19 protein-coding genes are annotated in these 21,722 nt (G+C 36.5%); 9 read left to right on the forward strand and 10 right to left on the reverse strand.

Annotated elements, in window-relative coordinates; all coding sequences use genetic code 11:
- The first annotated feature begins 21 nt into the window (after positions 1–21).
- On the forward strand, positions 22–2,442 hold the full coding sequence (locus EO766_RS03880) for a penicillin-binding protein 1A (RefSeq protein WP_074420838.1): 2,421 nt from the start codon (positions 22–24) through the stop codon (positions 2,440–2,442).
- Between the two features lie 20 nt (positions 2,443–2,462).
- Here EO766_RS03880 and EO766_RS03885 read toward each other — a convergent pair whose 3' ends face one another.
- The 3 genes from EO766_RS03885 to EO766_RS03895 form a co-directional block, all read right to left on the reverse strand.
- Positions 2,463–3,119 (reverse strand): protein-L-isoaspartate(D-aspartate) O-methyltransferase, encoded by a 657-nt coding sequence (locus EO766_RS03885; protein ID WP_074420837.1) that lies wholly within the window; start codon positions 3,117–3,119, stop codon positions 2,463–2,465.
- A gap of 171 nt (positions 3,120–3,290) precedes the next feature.
- Entirely contained in the window at positions 3,291–5,018 is a 1,728-nt protein-coding gene (locus tag EO766_RS03890; RefSeq protein WP_074420836.1) for a phospho-sugar mutase, read from the reverse strand.
- A 64-nt stretch (positions 5,019–5,082) separates the two neighbouring features.
- A complete protein-coding gene (locus tag EO766_RS03895) occupies positions 5,083–5,583 on the reverse strand; it encodes a phosphoribosyltransferase family protein (protein ID WP_074420854.1) in 501 nt (166 codons plus the stop codon).
- A gap of 346 nt (positions 5,584–5,929) precedes the next feature.
- On the opposite strand from EO766_RS03895, the gene EO766_RS03900 reads away from it, so the two are divergent.
- A complete protein-coding gene (locus tag EO766_RS03900; RefSeq protein WP_287100692.1) occupies positions 5,930–7,153 on the forward strand; it encodes a 4Fe-4S dicluster domain-containing protein in 1,224 nt (407 codons plus the stop codon).
- Positions 7,154–7,169: 16 nt separating this feature from the next.
- Here the strand turns inward: EO766_RS03900 and EO766_RS03905 are convergent, their stop codons facing one another.
- Positions 7,170–7,805, reverse strand: a complete 636-nt coding sequence (locus EO766_RS03905) for a LysE family transporter (RefSeq protein WP_074420834.1) — start codon at positions 7,803–7,805, stop codon at positions 7,170–7,172.
- A gap of 106 nt (positions 7,806–7,911) precedes the next feature.
- Here EO766_RS03905 and EO766_RS03910 point away from each other — a divergent pair, with 106 nt between their 5' ends.
- From EO766_RS03910 to EO766_RS03925, 4 genes are all read left to right on the forward strand, one after another.
- Positions 7,912–8,691 (forward strand): (Fe-S)-binding protein, encoded by a 780-nt coding sequence (locus EO766_RS03910; protein ID WP_074420833.1) that lies wholly within the window; start codon positions 7,912–7,914, stop codon positions 8,689–8,691.
- A 78-nt stretch (positions 8,692–8,769) separates the two neighbouring features.
- The gene (locus tag EO766_RS03915) at positions 8,770–8,958 is read left to right on the forward strand and encodes a hypothetical protein (protein WP_074420832.1); all 189 of its coding nucleotides are present in this window, start codon (positions 8,770–8,772) and stop codon (positions 8,956–8,958) included.
- Between the two features lie 49 nt (positions 8,959–9,007).
- Positions 9,008–9,526 carry a hypothetical protein gene (locus EO766_RS03920; protein WP_074420831.1) on the forward strand — a complete coding sequence of 173 codons (519 nt, stop codon included), beginning with the start codon at positions 9,008–9,010 and terminating at the stop codon, positions 9,524–9,526.
- Positions 9,526–9,891, forward strand: coding sequence for a Spx/MgsR family RNA polymerase-binding regulatory protein (locus tag EO766_RS03925; protein ID WP_074420830.1), 366 nt, complete (start codon positions 9,526–9,528; stop codon positions 9,889–9,891). The genes EO766_RS03920 and EO766_RS03925 overlap by 1 nt, the downstream gene beginning before the upstream one ends.
- 46 nt (positions 9,892–9,937) lie before the next feature.
- Here the strand turns inward: EO766_RS03925 and EO766_RS03930 are convergent, their stop codons facing one another.
- The 6 genes from EO766_RS03930 to EO766_RS03955 all read right to left on the reverse strand — a co-directional run bounded on the left by EO766_RS03930 (position 9,938) and on the right by EO766_RS03955 (position 18,130).
- A complete protein-coding gene (locus EO766_RS03930; RefSeq protein ID WP_074420853.1) occupies positions 9,938–11,011 on the reverse strand; it encodes a TlpA disulfide reductase family protein in 1,074 nt (357 codons plus the stop codon).
- A gap of 70 nt (positions 11,012–11,081) precedes the next feature.
- A complete protein-coding gene (hisIE, locus tag EO766_RS03935; protein ID WP_074418297.1) occupies positions 11,082–11,678 on the reverse strand; it encodes a bifunctional phosphoribosyl-AMP cyclohydrolase/phosphoribosyl-ATP diphosphatase HisIE in 597 nt (198 codons plus the stop codon).
- 94 nt (positions 11,679–11,772) lie between these two features.
- Positions 11,773–12,675, reverse strand: coding sequence for a class I SAM-dependent methyltransferase (locus tag EO766_RS03940; protein WP_074418292.1), 903 nt, complete (start codon positions 12,673–12,675; stop codon positions 11,773–11,775).
- A gap of 11 nt (positions 12,676–12,686) precedes the next feature.
- Entirely contained in the window at positions 12,687–13,265 is a 579-nt protein-coding gene (locus EO766_RS03945) for a hypothetical protein (RefSeq protein ID WP_143439538.1), read from the reverse strand.
- A 9-nt stretch (positions 13,266–13,274) separates the two neighbouring features.
- The gene (locus tag EO766_RS03950) at positions 13,275–15,092 is read right to left on the reverse strand and encodes a TonB-dependent receptor (protein ID WP_143439536.1); all 1,818 of its coding nucleotides are present in this window, start codon (positions 15,090–15,092) and stop codon (positions 13,275–13,277) included.
- Positions 15,092–18,130 carry a tetratricopeptide repeat protein gene (locus tag EO766_RS03955; protein WP_074420524.1) on the reverse strand — a complete coding sequence of 1,013 codons (3,039 nt, stop codon included), beginning with the start codon at positions 18,128–18,130 and terminating at the stop codon, positions 15,092–15,094. The genes EO766_RS03950 and EO766_RS03955 overlap by 1 nt, the downstream gene beginning before the upstream one ends.
- 160 nt (positions 18,131–18,290) lie before the next feature.
- Here EO766_RS03955 and EO766_RS03960 point away from each other — a divergent pair, with 160 nt between their 5' ends.
- The 3 genes from EO766_RS03960 (at position 18,291) to EO766_RS03970 (ending at position 21,686) form a co-directional block, all read left to right on the forward strand.
- A complete protein-coding gene (locus EO766_RS03960) occupies positions 18,291–18,704 on the forward strand; it encodes an acyl-CoA thioesterase (protein ID WP_074418644.1) in 414 nt (137 codons plus the stop codon).
- Positions 18,705–18,832: 128 nt separating this feature from the next.
- Entirely contained in the window at positions 18,833–20,089 is a 1,257-nt protein-coding gene (locus EO766_RS03965) for a CinA family nicotinamide mononucleotide deamidase-related protein (protein WP_287100693.1), read from the forward strand.
- Positions 20,090–20,261: 172 nt separating this feature from the next.
- Positions 20,262–21,686 (forward strand): dihydrolipoamide acetyltransferase family protein, encoded by a 1,425-nt coding sequence (locus EO766_RS03970; protein ID WP_074418294.1) that lies wholly within the window; start codon positions 20,262–20,264, stop codon positions 21,684–21,686.
- Positions 21,687–21,722 lie beyond the last annotated feature (36 nt).

Consider the following 21,722-nt stretch of genomic DNA (forward strand, 5'->3'; position numbering starts at 1 on the left):
AACCTTAACCATACCTTGTTTATGTTGCGTTCAGTAAAAATATTTTGGAAAGCCTTTTTTATAGCTGTTGCTGCTTTTATTTTATTTCTCCTGCTTTGTAATTGGGGCGTTTTCGGAAAAATGCCCTCTATTGAAGATATTCAAAATCCTTCAGCCTCATTATCCAGTCAGGTATATGCGCAAGATGGTACCTTAATGGGTAAATATTATTTAGAAGATAGAGTAAATGTTGATTATAAAGATATTAGCCCCAACATTGTTCATGCATTGGTGGCAACTGAAGACCAGCGTTTTTATGAGCATAGTGGCATTGATTTTATTTCTTTATTGCGTGCTTTAAAAGGATTAGGCCGCGATGGCGGGGCCAGTACTATTACTATGCAAACAGCCAAAAACTTATTTACTGAAAACTGGGCAACCCGAAATTTTTTACTCCGTGCCATACAAAAAGTTAAAGAGTCAATCATAGCCGTAAAATTGGAAAGAAATTTTACCAAAGAAGAAATCATTAATCTGTATTTGAATACCGTTGCTTTTGGCGATAATGTTTTTGGCATTCGCAATGCCGCTAAAACCTTCTTTCAAAAAGAGCCGGATCGGGTAAATGTAAATGAAGCAGCCGTTTTGGTGGGCATGATTAATGCGCCTACGTTATACAATCCCAGACGCAATCCCAAACAGGCTTTAGAACGCCGTAACCTGGTTTTAAACAGAATGGTTACCAATGGTTATTTAACAGCACAGGATGCGGCAAAAATTAAAATGGAACCTATTGAATTAAATTATAAAAAATTAGATGAAACAACAGGTTTGGCTCCTTACTTCAGAATGATTCTGGGCGAGTACATGAAAGTATGGTGCAAAAACCACAAAAAAAGTAATGGTGATGAATATAATTTGTATACAGATGGTTTAAGAATTTATACAACCCTCAATCCACGTATGCAAATCTATGCCGAAGAAGCAGTAGCCAAACACATGAGCTACATGCAGCAAATTTTAAATCAACAAACCAACATAAAAAAAGGAACTGTATGGGATGGGCATCAAAACATTTTAGAATCGGCCATGAAACAAAGTGACCGCTGGCGTAATTTGAAAAAAGATGGAATGAATGATGCAGACATAAGAAAAACATTTTTTGTGCCTACACAAATGCGGGTTTTTGCCTGGAATAATAACCGGGAAAAAGATACGACCATGACGCCAATGGATTCTATTAAATATTCCCGCCAAATGATGCAGGCCGGTTTTATGGCATTAGACCCTTTAAGTGGTGAGGTTCGTGCATGGGTAGGTGGCATTGATTTTAAAACCTTCAAGTTTGATCATGTGAATTACAATACCAAACGGCAGGTGGGCTCTACTATTAAACCATTATTGTATAGTTTAGCTATTGAAGATGCCGGTTTTACACCAAATACAATTGTGCAGGATGTTCAACAAAGTTTTGGCGCATATGGAATGGTGCCTGCTACTTCTACCTCTTGCACCGGAGCCTCTATTCCTATGGCACAAGCCCTTGCATTTTCCAGAAACTGTGCCACTGCTTATATTATGAAGCAGTTAGATCCCAAGGGCAATAATGCAGCCATCCGTTTTGTTGATTTTCTAAAAAACAAGTGCGGCTTACAAACCAATATAGAACCACACCCCTCCATTGCTATTGGTGCATGCGAAATTTCATTGTATGAAATGATGCAGGCATACAGCATGTTCCCGGGAAGAGGATTCAATGTAAAACCACTATTTATTACCCGTATTGAAGATAGAAATGGCAATGTATTGGAAAATTTTGCACCCATTAGAAAAGAAGTTATCAGCGACATTACTGCTTATTCTGTTATTAAAATGATGGAAGGCGTGGTTGAATTTGGCACAGCCCGTGGCCTTAAAATGCAATTTGATGTTAGTGGGAATATTGCTGGCAAAACGGGAACTACCAATGATAACAGCGATGCCTGGTTTATGGGCTACACACCGCAATTATTAGCAGGTGCCTGGGTAGGTTGCGATGATCGGTTTATACACATCAATAGTAGTAGCTATAATGGGCAGGGTGCACGTGCTGCCATGCCTATTTGGGGTTATTTTTATGAAAAAGTTTTGAAAAATGCAAACATTTTAGGCATTGATGCAAATGTTGACTTCTCTAAACCAGAAGGTATGGCCAACGACATTGAATTGGATTATTCCAATCCCACACCCAATGTGCCTATTGGTGTTGAGGGCGACCAGCAATTAATGGGAAATGGCACCTCTCAGGATTATGTACCAGCCGATATTAAACCGGAAGATCTGGCACCCGAATCACAAATAGATACCAATAAATTACCGGGATTATCTCCCAATAAAAAAAATAATAATACACCAAAATTACCTGCTCATCAGCAACCCATTCCAAAAGCTATTTTGCCCAAAAAAGTAGGAGGAAATCATTAATGTAATTAAGAAAACAAATTTTAAATATTTTTTCCGGTTAACATGGGAACAAAAGAAAATAAATCAAAAGATTCTTCTTTGCAGGCATCGGCAAAAACTTTGGTAATGCGCAGCATTCTTTGAGAAGCACCTTCATCAACAGGTATTACCATTATTCCGCCTACTTTTAATTGTTCTATTAGTTTAGGAGGAATAAATGGCGCCGCTGCTGTGATGAGAATTTTATCGAAAGGTGCAAAAGTTGGCAGGCCTTCAAAGCCATCGCCAAAAAAGCATTTGATATTGGGGTATTTATTTTTAAAACTAAACTGCTTATTTAAATCAAATATTTTTTTCTGCCGTTCAATAGTATACACCCAGGCACCCATTTCTGCCAATACACAAGCCTGATACATACTACCGGTACCAATTTCCAATACTTTATCCGATTTTTTTATTTGTAATAATTGTGTTTGATATGCAACTGTATAAGGTTGAGAAATGGTTTGACCTTCAGCAATGGGAAATGCACGGTCTTCATAAGCAATTTTATCGAAAGCAGAATCTAAAAAATAATGACGTGGTACATTTTGTAACGCTAATAAAACAGCCTCATCGGTAATACCTTTTTGTTTTATCAGTTCTACCAACTGTTTACGCAGTCCTTTGTGGCGATAAGTATCTTCAAACTTTCTCATAAACCATACAAAGCTAATAGTATCGGCACATTTTAAAGCATAAATTCATTACATGGGGAAATTAAAATGCCGTGCATTTTTTTTGCACAGCATTTTAAGAAAAGTTGTTTAAGAAACTGCTTCACTTTTATGGAATATTTGTTCACACTGTAAAAGCTGCAGTTAAGCGTATTAAGACAATTGCATGGATGCAATGATACCCGAAATTTTTTGCTTCAGTTCTTCTAACTTTTTGTCAAATTCATTTTTATTGGGAAGCGTAGTATGTACACTAAAATAGAATTTTATTTTAGGTTCCGTACCCGATGGCCGGGCCGAAATTTTGCTGCCATCTTTAGTAATAAATTGCAGCACATTGCTTTTAGGTAGTTGAATTGCCCATTGCTCACCTGTTAATAAATTAGTGCCTTTTTGTAATTCATAATCTAACAATGTTACTACCTGACTATTGTTAATGAATTTAGGTGGATTAGATCGGTAACCTTCCATCATTGCAGCAATCTCTTTCTGGCCATCCATTCCCTTTTTGGTAATACTGATTAGGTTTTCATAATAAAAACCATATTGCATATACAGTTCAATCAATTTATCAAACAAGGTTTTACCTTGCTGTTTTTCATAAGCTGCCATTTCACATAATAAAGCTACGGCACTGATGGCGTCTTTATCACGTATCTGGTTGCCAATCATTAATCCAAAACTTTCTTCGCCACCAATTACATAGTTTTCTTTACCTTCTTTTTCTTTTATTAGTTCGGCAATCCATTTAAAGCCTGTTAATACATTGTAGTAAGCTACATTATTTTGACGGGCAACTTCATTAATCATTTCAGTGGTTACAATTGTAGTGATCACCATATCATTGGGCTGTGCAATTCCCTTTTTTCTTCGGGCTTCAATCAAATATGCAAAAGCAAGTACTGCAGTTTGGTTGCCATTCATTAATATCCATTCTCCTTTGTGGTTTTTTACACCAACACCTACCCTGTCTGCATCCGGGTCGGTACCTAACAAAATATCTGCATCTAATGCTTTTGCTTTTTCAAGGCCCATTCGCATGGTTTCACTTTCTTCCGGATTGGGATAAGCAACTGTAGGAAAATTGCCATCGGGTGTGGCTTGTTCTTCCACAATATGTACATTGGTAAATCCGAATGCCGATAATGCAGCAGGTACTAATTTAATACCACTGCCATGTATGGGCGTATAAACAATTTTAATGTCTTTTTGCTGTTGTATTACTTCCGGATACACACTCAGGCTTTTCACCATTTTTAAATATTGTTGATCCATCTCTGCGCCAATTATGGTAATATTGGCATTACCTCCACTCCATTTCACATCATCAATACTTTGGATGGCTTCCACCTCTTTAATTACGTTTTTATCGTGTGGTGGTACCAATTGGCCGCCATCATTCCAATAGGCTTTATAACCGTTGTACTCTTTTGGATTATGTGATGCGGTACATACCACGCCTGCATTACAGTGTAAAGAACGAATTGTAAAACTCAGTTCTGGTGTTGGGCGTAAATCTTCAAACAAAAACACCTTAATACCATTGGCTGCAAAAACCTGTGCTGTTGTTTCGGCAAAAAAACGGCTGTTGTTTCTACAATCATGTGCAATGGCTACCCGTATGGTTTGGTTTGGATAGGTTTTCATCAAATAGTTGGCAAAACCCTGTGTAGCCATTCCAACCGTATATTTATTCATTCTGTTGGTACCCACACCCATAATGCCACGCAGGCCACCGGTACCAAACTCCAAATTTTTATAAAAAGCTTCCATCAGCTCATTGGGATGGTGGTTAATCAATTCCTGTACTGCATTTTTTGTATCGGCATCGTAATTTCCATTCACCCAACTCCGGGCTTTTTCTAAAATAGCTGTATCCATGTTATATTTTTTAATGATGAAATTTTGGCAATTGAATATGCTGCACTATGATAGAAAAAATGGGTTATAACAAATAAGCTCCTATTATTTGATGATCATCCATTTCCACAACAATATGTTCCTGAAGTGTAGTAGCAAGAGAAAGGCCAACATAATCGGGTTTTATCGGAAATAATTTATGCATTCTTTCTATCAATACCATGGTTTGTATACGTTTAGGGTATTGTTGCAGTAATGGTTTTAATGCATACAACAAAGTTCTGCCCGTATTGGCCACATCATCAATTAACAAAATACATTTGCCATTTGCAGAAAATGGAACATCTAATTTTATTTCTTCAGGTTTTTGTTTATTCATGGCAATACCATTTACTTCCACTTTTTGCTGAAAATAGGGTTGTATAAGTGCAGCCATCGTATTTGCCATTATATAGCCATTGTTCCGTATACCTATCAAAACAATATCTTCTGGTTCATCCCCCAAATTTTCGGCCACTTCTAATGCCAGCCGCTCTAATTTGAATTGAATAATTTGTTGCGATAATATTTCCTTCTTTTCTTTCATTCGCCCCGAATTTAATGCATTGTGATTTTTATCAATCAATTCTTATGAAAAACTGTATACGCAATCTGTTGTTCAAAATTCGAATTAATTTGTTGGAATTAGCTTTTCCTAAAAAATATTTTTTAAAATATTTCTGTAATGCTTTCATGAACCAGAAAGGCCAATTATTGTATTATCTGTCATAAATGTATGATTTATTGCGTTAACTATATTCACTTAACTATTAATTTAGCATTACAAGAAAACCACTATGCATATTATTTCACAACTTGTTTTCATATTAATACTGGCTGCAGGCATATATCTTTTTTCTGCAAAAGTAATCTATATCAGAAAAAATATTTTAATGGGAAGAGATGAGTCTCGAAACGACCAGCCTAAATTACGTTGGCGCAATGTTTTATTGTTAGCATTTGGGCAAAAAAAGATGTTTAAAAACCCCTTAGTGGCAGTGATGCATTTTATTATTTATGCAGGTTTTATCATTATTAATATTGAAGTGCTCGAAATTATATTAGATGGAATTTTAGGAACCCACAGGCTTTTTGCAGAACCACTTGGCTACATCTATACACTGCTGATTAATGTATTTGAATGCCTTGCTGTTGGCGTTATAGCTGTTTGTATTATTTTTCTTATCAGAAGAAATATTTTACATATTCAGCGTTTCATAAGTAAAGACCTAAATGGATGGCCAAGAAGCGATGCCAATTATATATTAATTACCGAAATTATATTAATGAGTCTCTTCCTCACCATGAATGCAACAGATACCCTCCTGCAAAACAGGGGTTATGGGCATTATGCTGAACATTTAACCGGTAATTTTTTGTTTTCAGGAAATCTGCAATCACTTTTTAACGGGCTATCTTCTGAACAGCTTGCCACTATTGAACGAAGTGCCTGGTGGTTGCATATTGTTGGTATTATTGCATTTTTAAACTATTTGCCCTATTCTAAACATTTGCATATACTTTTGGCATTCCCCAATGCATATTATGCCAGTTTAGAGCCTAAAGGCAAAATGCACAATATGCCCGACATTCAAAAAGAGGTACTGTATGCCATGCAACCGGAATTAATACCTGCCAATGCTCCGCAAGCAACAGCCCATAAATTTGGTGCCAGAGATGTGATGGATTTAAGCTGGAAAAACCTGTTAGATGCTTATGCCTGTACAGAGTGTGGCCGTTGCACTACCGCATGCCCTGCTAATATTACCGGCAAATCACTCAGCCCCAGAATGATTATGATGAAAACCCGCGACCGTTTGGAACAAGTGGGCCAAAAAAGCAAAGCCATGCAAAACTGGCAGGATGATGGAAAATCATTGCTGCACGATTATATTACGGAAGAAGAATTAAGAGCTTGTACAACCTGTAATGCATGTGTAGAAGAATGTCCGGTAAGTATTTCACCACTCGATATTATTTTGCAAATGAGAAGATACCTGATTATGGAAGAAAGCAATGCACCACAAGAGTGGAACAGCACATTCAGCAATATTGAAAATAATTTTGCACCCTGGAAATTTTCGCCGGAAGAAAGAGATCAATGGGCCAAAGATTAGTGTTATTATTATTATATTACAACATAGACAAAAACAACATTCTGTATAATTGAATCATTGCCGCAAATAAGAAAACAATACCCATAATAATATTTAAAGTTCGGGCACCGGCATTCATTTTCTTAATCAGCCAGTTGCCACCATGCATGTAAAATGCCAGTCCCGTAATCGTTCCAATGCCACATCCAATGGTAAATACGTTTAATGAAAGTGTATTTACTTGCAGAACTTTTGCATTTATTAGATAGGTGCTCCATATAAACCAAAAAGGTATTTGTGCCGGATTCAAAGCACTCATACTCATGCCTAATACGAAGCGGTTCAACTTATTTTGCAGTAATATGTTTTTTTCATTCGCTTTATTTTTAATTACCATTACAAAACTAATAATAGCAAATAAAAGAAAAAAAACAACTGTTAACCATCCTATAATAGTAAACAATAATTTGTGTGCGTATATCCACTGTACACCAACCAATACCAGCCTTAAATAAAGAATTTCAATCAATGCAACACCAATGGCATAGCGCCAGGCATTTTTAAAACTTTCTAAAATAGCAATATGGGTAGCAGTAATGCTCATGGTACCTAATGGCAATTGACCCAAAAAACTAACAAGCCAACCCATTAAAAGTATAAATAAAAAATGCATGCAAAAAAGTTAGTACAGTAATGCTTTTTAAAACAGTGAAAATAACATGTTTATTCAAAATAACCACTCAAAATAAATTTACAGTACATTCGTAAAAAGGTTATGTATGAAGGTACCTGTAATGGCAGATTTAGCTGCAAATGGAACCATCCCCGAAATATTATTCTGGGTAGGTTGCTCCGGCAGTTTTGATGTTCGGGCACAAAAAATTACCCGTGCATTTGCCTCTATTTTAAATAAACTCAATATTCAATTCGGTATTCTGGGGAAAGAAGAAGCCTGCACAGGCGATCCGGCACGCAGAGCCGGCAACGAATTTTTATTCCAAATGATGGCATATAACAATATCCAAATATTAAATGGATATGGCATCAAAAAAATTGTGACTACCTGCCCTCATTGCTTTAATATTTTTAAAAATGAATATCCGGAATTGGGTGGAAGCTATGAAGTAGTGCACCATACCGTTTTTTTACAACAACTGATTGATACCGGTAAAATAGTGATGAAAGAAGGTGGCCCTTTTAAAGGAAAAAAAATTACTTACCATGATAGTTGTTATTTGGGGCGTGCCAACGGCATATATGAAGCCCCAAGAAAAGTTTTAGAGGCATTAGATGTTGCACTAACCGAAATGAAACGCTGCGGCAGTAAGGGTTTATGTTGTGGAGCGGGTGGCGCACAAATGTTTAAAGAAGATGAGCCCGGCAATAAGAGAATTAATATAGAACGAACCGAAGAAGCACTGCAAACCAATGCCAGCATTATTGCAGCAGCCTGTCCGTTTTGTAATACCATGATGACTGATGGTGTAAAAAACAAAGAAAAGGAAACAGAGGTTCAGGTATTAGATATTGCTGAATTAATTGAGCAATCGATGGTATAATCAGGCAAAGCGCAAACCATTTATCAGGCATTTCATCATACTTTCATGTAATTACACTTCAATTTTAAAAAATTTTTGATGGCTGCCATCATTTTATTTCCAATACTGCTGTTTATGGATGCAGCACATGATTGGTTATTTCATGAATGGGATGTGCATGCTTTATTTTCAACAGAAAACATGCTATTTAAAGGAATTGTGGCGGGTATTGGCATTGGCGGCTATTTTTATGTTGTGCTTACCCAAAGAAAGAACACTGAAAGTTAAAATAAAATACTTAGGCTTAAATATGAGCAGGTTATAATAATTTTGCAGCATGAATACGCAAGTTGAAAACTTTATTCCCGCTGATTTTTCAGATCATTCAAAAGTTTGGGTATATCAATCCAGCAGATTGCTCACCATTCAGGAGGCCATGCAATTAGAACCATCGCTTTCAAATTTTACAAAGGAATGGCGCAGTCATGGTGATCCGGTTAAAGGATATGCCAATTTATTATACGGCCAGTTTATTGTATTAATGGCAGATGAAACCTATACGCAGGTGGGTGGTTGCAGCACCGATTTCAGCGTGCACTTTATTCAACAAATAGAAAAACAATTCAACATTCAATTGTTTGACCGCCAGATGCTGGCTTTTATTATTAAAGACAAAGTGGAGTTATTGCCTTATTCACAATTGGAATATGCCATACAAAACGGTTTTATCAATCAGCATACCCTTTATTTTAATAATCTGATTGCAACCAAGAAAGAGCTGATTCAAAACTGGATAATTCCGGCAGGTAAAAGCTGGCTGGGCAAACGTTTCTTTAACCTCCAACCCGCTTCATAATGTTGTATCAGGTATATGGTATACCCAATTGTAATACCGTAAAAAAGGCATTAAACTGGCTAACAGTGCACCATGTGCCACATACCTTTCATAACTTCAAAAAAGAGGGTATTGCTGTATCCGTTCTAAAAGAATGGAGCAGTCAGGTGGGTTGGGCTGTTTTATTGAACAAACAAGGTACTACCTGGAAAAAATTAGATACATCCATACAGGAAACCATAACTACTGAACAGAAAGCCATAGCCCTCATGCAACAATCAGTCAGTATTATTAAACGACCGGTGATTGTAAAAGATGGTACCGTTGTAGTGATAGGATTCAATGAAACACTTTATCAGCAAATTTTTAATTCCAAAACTTATTAGCACTTTTTTTAACAAAAATGAACATAGTGTTTATTTGGTAAATAATTTATTGAATTACTTCTTCTAATTTTTGTTTCAGTTGTTCACTTCTCAACCCTCTGGCAATGATTATTCCATTGGGATCAATCAACATATTATCTGGAATGGATTCAATATGGTATAAACGGGCAACTGCATTATTCCAAAATTGCAAATCACTTACATGTGTCCAGGTTAAACCATCATCATGAATAGCTTTTATCCAATTATCTTTTTGTTGATCTAATGACACACCTAAAATGGTAAAATTTTTATTTTTAAATTCATTGTACACTGCAACAACGTTCGGATTCTCCATACGGCAAGGCCTGCACCAACTGGCCCAAAAATCAACCAACACATATTTTCCTTTAAAAGATGCAAGTGATACGGGTTGATTGGCAGTATCGTTTTGTGTAAAATTAATGGCCTTAGTTCCAATTGCACCCACTTTTGCAGCTGCTACTGTTTGAGCAATTAATTTTCCATAAAAACCATCTTTGGCTGTTGGTGCCAATTGATTGTATTTATTTTCCAATTCATCCGGACCTGAAAAAAGAGGGTTTACTGCATATACCACAAAAGCACTTACCTGTGATGCAGGCTTTTGTTTGATAAAGGTATCTACCTGCCGAATCACCATATTTTTATACACCCCAAAAGAAGTAATGAGTGAGTCACGCTTTTCGCCGGGTTTTTCGGCATTAATGGCGGTTACTAATTTGGCTAATTTTTCTTTGAGCGGATTAAATCCTTTTAAATACTGCACATAATCGTTTTGCAAAGCAGAACCTGAAAAAACCAAATCTTTTAAATGTTTTACATCGCCATTTACAAATACCTGATCATTCTGCATAAACACTTCAGGTGTTTCATTGTACCCAATAAAATTTAATTGATAGATATCGGCATTTTCAAGATCGCCTTTTAAAGTAAAACGACCATTTTTTGAATAATCTTCAGCAATTGATTTTCCGGTTGCCCCGCTTACCAAAAATACCAGCGTGCTATCTTTCAAGCCTTTCACATCACCTTTCATCACAAAACCTTTTTGTGCAATAACACTAAAAGGTAACAACATAAATAAAATTAATTTTTGCATAAATGCGTTTATTTTAAAATTCAAATTAACCAACAAAAATATATTTGAACATTTGAATGAAATGCTTCATTTATTGTGCATGTCTTTCCTGCAACACTTTTATAACATCTTTTAACGAATAATTTTTAGCAGCCAGCAGCAGTAAATAATGAAACAACAAATCGGCAGATTCGTTTAAAAATAGTGTTTCATTGTTGTCTTTTGCTTCTATTACCATTTCTACAGCTTCCTCGCCAACTTTTTGTGCAACTTTATTAATGCCTTTTCCTATCAATCGGGCTACATAAGATACTTCAGGTGAAGTCTGACTTCTTAAACGAATGACCTCTTCCAGATACAATAAAAAATTGTCTGAATGGTTCTTTTCACTCCAACAAGTATCGGCACCGGTATGGCAAACGGGCCCATTGGGTATTACCTTTATAAGTAAAGTATCATTATCACAGTCGGGTGTAATGCTCTTTACATCCAAAAAATGGCCACTCTCCTCGCCTTTTGTCCATAATCGTTGCTTACTTCTGCTATAAAATGTTACTCTTCCGGTTTGTTCTGTTTGCTGGTAGGCTGCTTCATTCATAAACCCAAGCATTAATACTTTAAGGGTGTTGTAATCCTGAATTACTGCGGGCACTAATCCATCACTGTATTTTTTAAAATCAATTTGCATGTGTAATCTATCTAAATGAATCTTATTTTTCAGTCTTTGCAAAATTACCTATAAATACCCGATTGAAAATGCAACAACTTACTTAAATGCTGTTTTAATTTAGCTTTTCCAATACATAAATAACTGAACTGCACATTTTAACATCCTGCCACATTTTAAAAGCAGAGCGTAAACCTATCCAGCCTGCATTCATAAGGTTGGTGCTTCCATGTTTATATTTTTCGCTTAACAAAGCCACATAAAAACTATCGAAAGGCATAGAGCGGTATTGTAGAATTTTAAATTGGCTTTGAGCAGCCAAAACTGCCATGCTTTCCGGAGAAAAATGATACAAATGGCGCGGCACATCATAAGCTGCCCAATATTGCTGATAATAAGCTGCATCGTATGATGTATAATTAGGTACAGCAATCACTAATTTGCCATTGACAGTTAACGACCGATAAAAAATTTGCATATATCCATGCAAATCATGCACATGTTCTAAAACATGCCAAAGCGTAATAATGTGAAAAGATGCCGGAGAAATTTGGTACAAATATTCAGGTAAATGAAAGTTGAGTTTGAATTTTGAGGCTGCAATGTTTCTGGCTCCTGTATCTACTTCAACCCCACTCACCTGCCAACCCGCCTGTTGCATAGTGAATGCAAAAGCTCCTGTACCGGCGCCAACATCTAAAATTGTTTTGGCTGCACCGGCTGATAATTGCTCAATAAAATTTCTTTTTCTTTTTAATGTAATAGAACGAACAGAATGGTATAGCTGATTGATGAACCCCTTTTTGGTATCACTATGCGAAATATAACTGTCCGATTGGTAATAGGCAGCAATTGCGGAAAGATCGGGTACATCCTGTGTAAACCGGCCATTACAGTGGTTGCAATGCCAAATTGCAAACAGCTCATGCGATACGGTAAAATCTTCAGCAAAAAAGGAAGGTTGAATTGATGCACTGTTACAAATAGGACAATGGGTATAGTGTATTCTGTGGTTCATTCAATCAAAAATTACAAAAATGCAATAAATAGTGCAGCCAAACCAATCACCGTTAAAATAATGGCATAAATCCACCATTTATCTTTTGTTTCATTTTCAATAGAAGACTCTGCCTCGGTTGCTAAAGTTTCCGCAGCAGGAATATTATCTAAAATTGAAATGGGCTTTGATGTGGAAAGAGGAACAGCAGTTGTAATATGCATGTGGCTAAACGAAATATTTTTTAATAACCTATTGTTTTGGGGAACCGGCCTGAAAAACACTTCCCCATCCGGATTGAGCAGTAAAGTACCTATACCCGGCAATAAAGCGCCACCTTGTTGCAACTGCTCTTTTAAATGATACACAAATTCAGTGAATTGTTGAATGGCCACAACTTCCGAAATATTTAATTGTTGGGCAACGGTTCGGTAAAAGGCATGATCGGCTTCCATCGTTTCGGGTACAAAACTGATTTGATGTACCGGTGGGTGTACCGTTTTTTTTCCCCAATCAACAGAAGGCGCTGTTCTTATCAATTGAAAACAACCTATGCCCGGTATGCCCAAACGTTGATGCACCATTAAATATGGGAACAAAAGTTCATTCATCTGGTTTCATTAATGGAACGAATATACGATTCCTCCCAGAACATTAAAGCCCAAAACCTGGTATTGACTCCAACGTTGGTATTTATTATTAAAAATATTATTGAATTGTAGCCATATATTCAGGTTTTTATGCACTGCAAATTCGGCACCGGCATTCAAATCAATTGCAGCGGGTAATTTGCGGGAGGCAAGGGAAACGGGGTCACGGTATTGTGCTCCATCCCATAAAAATAAATCAGACTTCAACGAGAAATCTTTGGTGAGTTTATAAAGTAGAGTTCCGGTAACATCTAAAGGCAATAAACCCCAGGGCTTATCATACACCTGTTGCTGGGTATATTGGGTATAATCTATTCCGGCAATAAAAGACAATTTTTCCTGATCGGTGTAAGTAATTTCGCCATGCAATTTTAAAGCCTGCAATTTTGGTTCATTCAACACCACAAACCCCTGCGATTTTCCTGCAGCAGTATCATTAGCAAATAAGGGCTGGTTATCGATTTGTAGGAAAGAGACTTTTGCCAGGTAAGTGAAATGTTTGCCTGCATTACCTTTTAATCCTGCATATTGTTCCGTGAATTTTGTATTCAATAAAGTAGTAGGCTGTTCAATAAACGGATTAAAAGCAGCCAGACTCTGGTAAGTATTTTTATGAAAGTATCCCTGCCATCCTGCCAATAATATCAACCGATTTTCTGCAATATTTGCCTGAAGGGTAATGTCGGGTAGCAAAGAGAACTGACTATTGTCCCAACTTGGCTGCATACCAGCTTTAATTTGCACATTGGGTACTTTAAACTCTAAAGCTGGTGCCACATAAAACAAATTATTGTTGATAGTAGTGGTATTCAGTGTTTGCAAGTGTGTAATATCGGCCAAACCTGTTACATGAAACGTAAGCAGTTTGCCCAATGTTTTACTGATGGGGGCTTTGATGATAGCATTCATTTCATTGGCCTGGCGATTATCAAAAAAAGAGGAGAATCCTACCTCGGGATGATAAGCAATACCATAATCGTTTGGCATGGTAGTTTCCAAACCTAAATTACCACCAATGGTATTAAACTGCTGCTGCAACTGATCTTTAGTATAATTATTGCTTCCGGTAAATCCATATAAATATTGTGTACTGTTATCAAAATAAATTTTTCCGGTTAACTGTTGCTGATTGGGTAATGCAAAAACACCATTGGCATCAATACCGCCCTTTGTAAAATTTTGATAAGGTAAATTACCTTTTGAAGAAGTATATTTTCCATGCAATAAAATGGCCGATTTTTGTCCATCGCCCAATGCAACACCTGCTTCTGCATAAGGTGTAGCATAGTTCCCATAACCTACTTTAATATATCTGTCTTTATTCCAGTGCAGAGCAGTATCTACCATTAATGCCAGCGGTTTAATAGCTACAGGATGATAAGAGAAGGTTAAATTTTCTGCAGGAATACTATACATTAAAGGTATTATTGATACTTCAGCAGGTGCAGTTGCAGCCGTTAAATTTATTTTAGCAGCACTTCGCAAAGAAGGTTTAAAAACGGAAGTAACCACAACCACTTTAGGGGCAGTAGTATCCAGCAATGAAGCCACAGAAATTACTGTTTTTTGAGCACTTGTTACCGGTTTTACAATGGTTTGAACAGAATGTATAACTTTTTTATGTACCGCAGTTTTTTTTGCAACGGTATGCTGTTTGCTTTTTGCTTTTTTCTGGAAAGCATGATGACGTGAGGCCAATGCAGATTGCAGCATACTACAAAAAACAAAGGTTGTAAATAATATATTCAGACAATATTTTTTCATCATCATTTGATTGATTAAATGCATTACTGATTGGTTTGTGGTAATTTATTTTTTGCAGCCTGAACCATTGCCAGTTTTTGTACTGCAATGTTTTTTAATGCTTCAATGGTTGCATTTTCGGCAACACTTTTAAATGTAGCTTCAGCGTTAAACAAATCATTCTCTTTAAAATATATATCGCCCAATAACAGGTAACTGTCGGTTACCCAATAATCATAAGAACCATATTTTTTAATCACTTCAAAAGCAGCTTTTTCAGCAGCCGGTAATTGATTTTGCAGGCATAATATCTGAGCAATTCTATATTGCGCTTCGGCACTGTATTCTGATTTGCCTAATTTAATAACCTGTTGATAAACATTTGCCGCTTCTGTTAATGAGCTATCTGCCTGAAAATTTTTAGCTACAATCATATTGGCTATCATCCGGTCATCTTCTGCAGCACCTTTTTCCTGTAGTATATCCTGTGCATTGGCTACTGCAGCTTTCCATTGTTGTAATTTATACTGGCAGCGCAATAAACCACGCATAGCTTCTAATTTGTTTTCCTGTTGTGTTGCAATAGACTTTAGTTGTTCATAATAAGATGCCGCTTTTGTATAATCTTTTACATCAAAATATTCAATACGGGCACATTGCAGTACACTTCTTTCTGCATAAATATTGGGAGCCTTTGCAGCTATTGCAGCATAATAAGGCAAAGCCTTTTGCGGATCTTTATTAACAAGATAAATTTCTGCTGTAAAATAATTGGCTTCAATATTATATTGTCCATCGGGAAATTTTGCCAGATAATTGGTAAACCCTTTCATTGCCGCAGGCAAATTTCCGGCATCATAAAAAAGTTGCGCTGAACGGTAGGTCAATGAATCTTCTTCACTATACGATACCGGCTTGCCGTTTTGTTTCATGAACGCAACAAAAGCATCGGGCTGATGATTTTCTAAAAATATATTCCGAATGTACTCTATTGCCTCATCACTTTCAGGCGAATTGGGATAGTGAGAAACCAATTGTGTAAATTGCTGCAATGCCTGATTATTTTCATTTAAATTAAAGGTGCAAACGCCTAATTTTAAATATATTTTAGGCCACAAGGCAGTAGCTTCATTATTTTGCAAAATGGCTTGTAAATATGGAATAGCTGCACTGAAATTTTCAGCAGCCATATAAGTATTAGCAATTTCAAAATTGGATTCATTGGCTAGGTCAGAATGCGAATATTGTTTCACCAAACTTTGTAATAAACTAATTTTTTCATTGTTCTTATTATATGCGCCTGCAATGATGGCTTTCTGATACAGTGCATAATCGGCACCCTTCGCATTCATATCAATAATTTTATCATAAATAGCCAGTGCCTGTTTGTAATTTCTATTCATAAAATAACAATCACCGGAACGGATGTAAGCATCTAATTCAATGGGTGTTGGATTGAAAGATATATTACGGGCAACCTGTTGAAAGTTACTCAGCGCTTCACTGTACATTTCTTTTTTCAATAAAGCATAACCCAAATTATAATGTGCATTCACCAGATTTACTTCACCCAATGCTACCGGATTTTTTAAATAAGCATTATCGTATTGTATAGCCTGATCAATATTCCCATTCCGATAGGCAATTTCGCCTTTCCAGAAATAAGCATATGGTAACTGCGTTTCATTATAAGGCACTTGTAAAATGCGGGTAAGCAATGCATCGGCTTCATTGGTATGCTGATCGTTCAGTAACTCTACTGCCCTTCCGTATAAAATTCGCGGATATATTTTTTTTACATTTTCACTTTGTACTGGCAAACTTTCAAACAATAACAATGCATCTTTATAATTACTGGTATTGGCTAAAACACTTACTTCAATTTCTTTTGCTTCCTGCATATAAGGCGATGAAGGATAGTTATTGATGAAATTTTCCAGTTCGCGTTGGGCAATATCAAAATATCCCAATTCATAACTTAATTTGGCATAATTAAATATAGATACCTGTTTTTGAGTTGGATTGGAATTGTTGGTAGCACAAAATAAAAAAGCGTTTCTGGCATTGGCCTTCTGGCCTGTTTTTAAAAATGCATCGGCCAATAAATACATGCTATTTTGTGCCAGCGAATCTTCTTTACCGCCCAACTGCTTAAATCCTGGAATACTTTGCTGATAGTTTCCGGTTGCATAATAGCAGTACGACAATTCATAAACATCCTCACGATTAGGCGTTGGCGTAGCGTTAATGTAAGCTTCTAAATAAGGCCTTGCTCTCTCATAATCTTTTTTATCAAAATACAAATGCCCTATCAATTGCTTGAGCTGCAACTCGTAGTATTGATTACCGGTTAACAATGCAGCTTCAGCATACAGTAACGCTCTATCATAATTTTCATTAAAATAATAAATTTCTGCTATATAAAATGGAACAATATTTTTATAAGTTTTATTTTTTTCGATAATGGTAAAAGCCTGTAATGCAGCACTATAATTTTTGTCATAAAAACAAATAAACCCATAATAATAATTGGCATCAATATAATTAGGGTCTGATTTTATTTGTCTGATTACATCAAATAATGGCTTGGCTTCTTTAAATTTTTGCAAAGTAAAATAAGCGTAGGCCATATGAAACTTTAAAGCAGAAATTTGGTTATTGCTTAAATTTTCGATACCTGCTTTTTGATAGTAGGCAAGTGCATCGGTATAATTTTTTTGTTGAAAGAAATATTCTGCTAAATAAAAACTCATCATTTGTACCAAAGGTGTGCTCGTTTCCAAACTAACAAATTCTATGGCCTTGTTAGCTGCACCTAAACTTTTTAAGTGTAATTCACAAATAATTACATAAAATTTTATTTGTTCCTGAATGGCGGCATCTATTAATGTAGCGCCATATTCGGGCTTTTGCAAATTTTTAAAAACAGGATAAGCCAAACTATATTCATCATTTTGAAAATATTCTTTAGCCTGTTTAAATTGTGTGGTGGGGTCGTTGTTCATTTTAGTAGCCTGTGCATATAAAGAAGATGCGGCTAAGCTAAACAACACAACGAAAGTATATTTTTGTATTAAACGCATATGCATGAAACGTGTATGATGAGCAAAGATTATGTTATGAATCTTAAATAAAAGTAAAATTAGCCTAAAGTTACTACCCGCATACTGTAACCAAATACCATTCCATAATTTGTGGATAAAGAGCAAAGCTTAATACCTTTACCAACAAATTTTAAAAAAAATGTACGAAAGTGTTACTCAGGTTCGGGTTAGATATGCAGAAACCGATCAAATGAATGTGGTATATCATGGAAATTATGTTCAGTATTTTGAAGTGGGCAGAACAGAAAGTATACGGCAATTAGGATTTACCTATAAGGATATGGAAGCCATGGGCATTGTAATGCCCATTGTTGAAGTACATGCTAAGTATTTAAGGCCCGCACATTATGATGACCTCCTTACTATTAAAACCATTTTAAAAGAATTGCCTACCCATCATAAAATTGAATTTCATCAGGAAATTTATAACGAAAGCAATAAATTAATTACAGTAGGGCGTGTTGTTTTATATTTTATCAATGCTACAACGAAAGAAAAAACAACGATGCCTAAGCATTTGTATGAAAAGTTAGCAGTATATTTTAAACAGTAACCAATACCCCGATCGTTTCAAAAAATATGCATCAGTTGTTGAAATTTTAGTGCAACATTTCTGCAAAAGGAAAATGATTGCTATTATTTTACTATTTACTGTTTTACTTTGCATGCAATTTGAAATTTATGGATACAGTTTCAGCATCAATTATTACCATTGGAGATGAATTATTGATTGGGCAGGTAATTGATACCAATAGTGCCTGGATGGCACAAGAATTAAATAAAATTGGCATTCCTGTTCATCGCAGAATAGCAGTTGGTGACAATTGGGATGCTATTTGGAATGCATTGAATCAGGAAAGTGCAGTATCAAATATTATTTTAATTACAGGCGGCCTCGGGCCCACTTCTGATGATATCACCAAACCCCTACTTTGCGAATACTTTGGGGGAAAATTAGTACTACACCAACCTACCTTGGAGCATGTTACCTATTTATTTGAACATGTTTTTAAAAGGGGCCTCCCTTTAGCAGAAAGAAATATAAAACAAGCAGAAGTACCCGACAATTGTACTATATTAAAAAACGAACTGGGTACCGCACCCGGTATGTTATTTGAAAAAAATGGATGTTTGTTTTTTTCCTTACCCGGCGTTCCGCACGAAATGCAGGGATTAATGAAGCAGGAAGTGATTCCGCTACTGCAAAAACGCTTCACTACGGGTTGTATTGAACATCGCACACTTTTAACAGCCGGAATTGGTGAATCGATGCTGGCAGATCGGTTGGTTGATTTTGAAGCGGCATTACCCAAAAACATTTCATTAGCTTATTTGCCCAATTTTGGAATGGTACGTTTACGTTTAACAATGTTTGGCAACCACCATGATGAGGTCAATCTATCAATTAACGAACAGTTTGCGGCCTTGAAATTGCTGGTAAAAGATGTGTTAATTACAGATAAGGATGAAACATTAGAGGCTATTATTGGCCATTTATTAACCGAACAAAAGAAAACCATTGCAACTGCCGAAAGCTGCACCGGTGGATATATAGCGCATTTAATTACATCCATTGCAGGCTCATCTGCCTATTATGAAGGCAGTGTAATCAGTTATTCGTACGAAGTAAAAGAGAAAGTACTGCAGGTCAAAAAAGAAATCCTAGAAAAATATGGAGCAGTGAGTGAACAGGTGGTTACGGAAATGGTTAAAAATGTACTTGCACTCATGCAAACAGACTACGCCATTGCAGTGAGTGGTATCATGGGGCCCGCCGGCGGCACTCCCGATAAACCGGTGGGGACCGTTTGGATGGCTGTGGCCGGCAAAGAACGGTTGATTACTAAAAAAATGCATTTCAGGTTTAACCGGCAGCGCAATATTCAACTTACTGCTGCCAATACTTTGCTTTTAATGCGACAATTAATGGTTGAATAATGATGAAGCAACGTTATTAAATTATTGGCATCTGTCAAAAAACCTTCGTATGTACCATTGTAAAATACTATTTTTGACGCGAATTAATGTATATTGAAATTTATAGGGTTGCTGCCATTGATCATACAAAATAATTTTTTCAGGAACACCCTTTCACAAAAAAAACAATTTTATGGCCTTAGCAGATTTAGTGATGCCCAAAATGGGTGAAAGTATTATGGAAGCCACCATTTTACGCTGGCATAAAAAAGCAGGTGATTTTGTGCAACAGGATGAAACCATCTTAGATATTGCCACAGACAAGGTTGATAGTGAAGTGCCCAGTACCGTATCAGGCATTATTAAAGAAATTTTATACAATGTAAATGATGTGGTACCGGTAGGGGCTGTATTAGCTAAAATTGAAGTGGCCGATACTGCCGGCAGTGAACCTCAAAAACCGGAAACACCCGCTACACAAATGCCGGAAACAGGAACGATGCAGGTTACAGCCAATGGTATTTACAAACCTTTAGAACCGGCTTTATCAGAAGAACCTATCACTGTACCCTATACGCCTGCTGCAGTTTCATCTGCTGCAACCGGCGGAAATAATAGGTTTTATTCACCATTGGTATTAAATATTGCCAACAGTGAAGGTATTAGTATGGCTGAATTGGAAAATATTCCCGGAACAGGTGCAGAAGGCAGGGTTTCAAAAAAAGATATTTTACAATATCTGGCCGATAAAAAATCAGGCAAAATAATAGCAGCACCAACAACTGCTGCACCAATGCCTGTTAAAACAATTGTACAGGAAAATGTTCAACCCATTACAAATACAACAGCAACTACCCAAGTGGCGATAGCACCGCAACAAAATGTTGAAATAATTGAAATGGACAGAATGCGGAAACTCATTGCCAAACACATGGTTGACAGCAAGCATATTAGTCCGCATGTTACCAGTTTTACAGAAGCAGATGTTACCAACATGGTGCTATGGCGCAATAAAATAAAAGACAATTTCGAAAAGGTAGAAGGTACCAAAATTACTTTTACCCCTATGTTTATAGAGTGTATTATAAAAGTGCTGAAACGTTTTCCCATTATCAATAGTTCAGTAGATGGTGATAAAATCATCATTAAAAACTATTTTAATATTGGAATGGCTACTGCCCTACCCAACGGCAACCTGATAGTGCCGGTTATTAAAAATGCCGAGAGCCTAAGTTTGGTTAGCTTAACCAAAACCGTCAACAATTTAGCCGAAAATGCCAGGCATAATAAACTAAAACCCGATGATACGCAGGGTGGCACCTTTACCTTAACCAATGTAGGCACATTTGGCAGTTTAATGGGTACGCCCATCATCAGTCAGCCGCAGGTTGCTATTATGGCTGTTGGTACCATTAAAAAAAGGCCGGTAGTAATAGAAACCGAAAAAGGTGATTATATTGGTATTCGCCACATGATGTATTTATCTATGAGCTACGATCATCGCATTATTGATGGAAGTATTGGCGCCAGTTTTTTACACGAAGTAGCCAAAGAGTTTGAAGCCTGGGATGTTCATCGTGAATTAAAACTGGTGGTTCAGGAACATTATATTGATTAATTTTTTATAACAAGTTATTATACCAAGCGAGGCTGC

The sequence above is a fragment of the Hydrotalea sp. AMD genome, assembly GCF_004100315.1.
Taxonomy (GTDB): Bacteria; Bacteroidota; Bacteroidia; order Chitinophagales; family Chitinophagaceae; genus Hydrotalea; species Hydrotalea flava.